The sequence below is a fragment of the Actinoplanes sp. NPDC051633 genome (genome assembly GCF_040681735.1).
In the GTDB taxonomy this organism is placed as follows: Bacteria; Actinomycetota; Actinomycetes; order Mycobacteriales; family Micromonosporaceae; genus Actinoplanes.
Genome location: NZ_JBFAZH010001087.1, coordinates 1 through 2603, shown reverse-complemented (window position 1 = coordinate 2603; position 2603 = coordinate 1). Strand labels below are relative to the sequence as shown.

Genomic DNA, 2603 nt, shown 5'->3' with positions numbered 1-2603 from the left:
GGGATCCGGTGACGGTCGCCGACCCGTTCGCACTCACCACGTCGTTCGAGGACTTACTCTCCCGGTAAGGCATCGACGTTCGGGAAGGATCGCCGTGGGAGAGATCGTGCTCGTCCGGCACGGACAGACCGAGTGGAGTGCGAACGGCCGGCACACCTCGTACACGGATCTCGATCTCACCGAGGCCGGCGTGGGGCAGGCTCGTGCGGCGGGGGAGCGGCTGCGCGGGCGTACCTTCGTCGCGGTCCTCTCCAGCCCGCGCAAGCGGGCCCTGCGCACCGCCGAGCTGGCCGGTCTGGACGTCACCGAGACCACCGAGGATCTCGCGGAGTGGAACTACGGCGACTACGAGGGGATCCGGACGAGGGAGATCCGCGAGACGCGCCCCGGCTGGTCGTTGTGGACCGACGGCTGCCCCGGCGGCGAGTCGCCGGAGCAGGTCGCCGAGCGGGTGGACCGCGTTCTCGGGTACGCGCGCCCGATGCTCGCCGACGGCGACGTCGCGTTCGTCGCCCACGGGCATCTCCTGCGCGTCTGCGGCGCGCGATGGGTGGGCCTGCCGCCGGCCGACGGCAGGCACCTCACGCTGGACACCGCGACGCTGTCGGCCCTGGGCTTCGAGCACGAGGTCGACCCGGTGATCGACCGCTGGAACGCCCCCTGCTGAAGCGGCCCGGGCCGAAGCCGCCCGGACCGAAGCGACAGGGTCAGAGCGGCAGGGTGGCCCGGATGTCGCCCAGCCCGCGCGCGATCAGCAGCTCGCCGCCGTCGGCCAGCCGGCCCCACCCGGAACCCTCCCACTTACGCCACAACCGCGCGTCGGTCTGCACCGTCACCCGGGCCGACTCGCCGGGCTCCACCGTCGCCGACGCCCAGCCGACCAGCCGCACCGGCTGATCCTGCTCGGACGGCCGCAGGTAGACCTGCACGACCTCACGGCTCCGCCGGTCGCCGGTGTTGGTGACCGTGACCGTCGCGCCCGGTGCGGCGCCCGCGGTCAGACGCGCGTCGGAGTACTCCCACCGCCCGTAGCCGAGGCCGTGACCGAGCCAGAAGGCCGGCTCCGGCGCCCGGCCCGCGTAGTGCCCGCGGTAACCGATGAACGTGCCCTCGGCGTACTCGAGCCTGCCGTTGACGGGGGTGACCGACCAGGCCGGTGACTTGCCGTCCTCGCCGGGGAACGACGTGACCAGGCGCCCGGCCGGCTCGATGTCGCCGAGCAGCGCCGCGGCCACCGCGTGGCCGCCCTCCTGACCCGGCAGGCCCGCCCACAGCACCGCGTCCACCCGCGACAGCCACGGCATCACGATCGGGGTCGCAGCGTTGACCACCACCACGGTGCGGCGGGCCGCGCCGGCCACCGCCTCGACCAGCTGGTCCTGGGCGCCGGGCAGGTAGAGCGTCGACTTGTCGACCGACTCGGTCTCCTGCTCCTCGGTCAGCCCGACCACCACCACCGCCACGTCGGCGGCGGCCGCGGCCCGGACCGCGTCGTCGATCACGTCGACCGTCTCGCGGGCGGCGGCGCGGGCGATCAGCCCGAAGAGCCCGATGCCGCCGAAGATCTCGCCGGCCGGGCCGTGACCTTTCGGCAGGGTCACCGTCGCGTCCAGGATCGTGCCCTCGGTCACCTCGGTGATGTCGGTCTGCGTCGGCGGGGCCAGGATCTCCTCGCCCATGTTGTTGCCCGAGACGCGCAGCGCGTACTCGAAGGACCCGTCACCCGCCCGGACCCTCCAGTCGCCGACGCCGATGCCGCCCAGCTCGACCCGCCCGGACCGGGTGATCCGGCCGCGCAGGCGGACGGCGGCCGCCGGCCTCGGCAGGTCGTCGTCCATCCCGACCATGCTCCGGGCGTCCGGCTCGTGCCGTACGTCGAGCTCTTTGCCGTCCGCGTCGAGGACGGTCACCGCGATGCCCGCCGCGCCGGTCTCCGGGTTGACCAGGAAGCCGTCGCGGGCCGGCACCGGCCGGGTCCGAACCTCGACGCCGTCGACCACGGTCACACCACCGTCCGCAGCCCCGCCACCGCCCAGCCGCGCGGTCAGGCCCTCCGCCACGCTCACCTGGTGGGGCGCGTGCACCTGCGCGGACCCGCCGCCCATGCACTGCGTCTCGACCGCGTGCCGCCCGATCAGCGCGATGTCGGTGGCGTCGCCCAGGGGCAGGACGCCGTTGTTGGTCAGCACGGTCATGCCCTCGGCGGCCAGCCGGGTGAGCTGCTCACGACGCTCCGGACTGTCCGGCGCGGGATAGGCGCCGTACTCCCGGGGCGGGCCCGCCGCGCCGGTCCGTTCCGCGAGCAGCAGCACGCGGGCCAGGTGGTCGTCGATCACCGCCTCGTCGACCTCCCCGGCCCGCACCGCGGCCACCAGCGCGTCACCCCAAGGACCCTGCGGCCCGGGCATCACCAGGTCGAGCCCGCCGTTCGCGGCCGCGCCGGCGGTCTTGGTCGCGAACCAGTCCGACATGATCAGGCCGCGGTAACCCCACTCGCCCTTGACGATCTCGTTGTTGACGTGCACCTGCTCGGTGGCGGCCTGCCCGTTCACTGGACGACAATGAAACGACAGTTACTTCAAAATTATATTCTTAAAAGAAAG

2 protein-coding genes are annotated in these 2603 nt (G+C 73.2%); one reads left to right on the top strand and one right to left on the bottom strand.

Annotation, left to right across the window (positions count from 1 at the left end):
• Positions 1-94 precede the first annotated feature (94 nt).
• Positions 95-667: a histidine phosphatase family protein gene (locus AB0M20_RS37275; protein ID WP_364305482.1), complete on the top strand. Its 573-nt coding sequence runs from the start codon at positions 95-97 to the stop codon at positions 665-667.
• Positions 668-707: 40 nt separating this feature from the next.
• Here the strand turns inward: AB0M20_RS37275 and AB0M20_RS37270 are convergent, their stop codons facing one another.
• The gene (locus tag AB0M20_RS37270; RefSeq protein WP_364305480.1) at positions 708-2552 is read right to left on the bottom strand and encodes a glycoside hydrolase family 3 C-terminal domain-containing protein; all 1845 of its coding nucleotides are present in this window, start codon (positions 2550-2552) and stop codon (positions 708-710) included.
• Between the last annotated feature and the right edge of the window lie 51 nt (positions 2553-2603).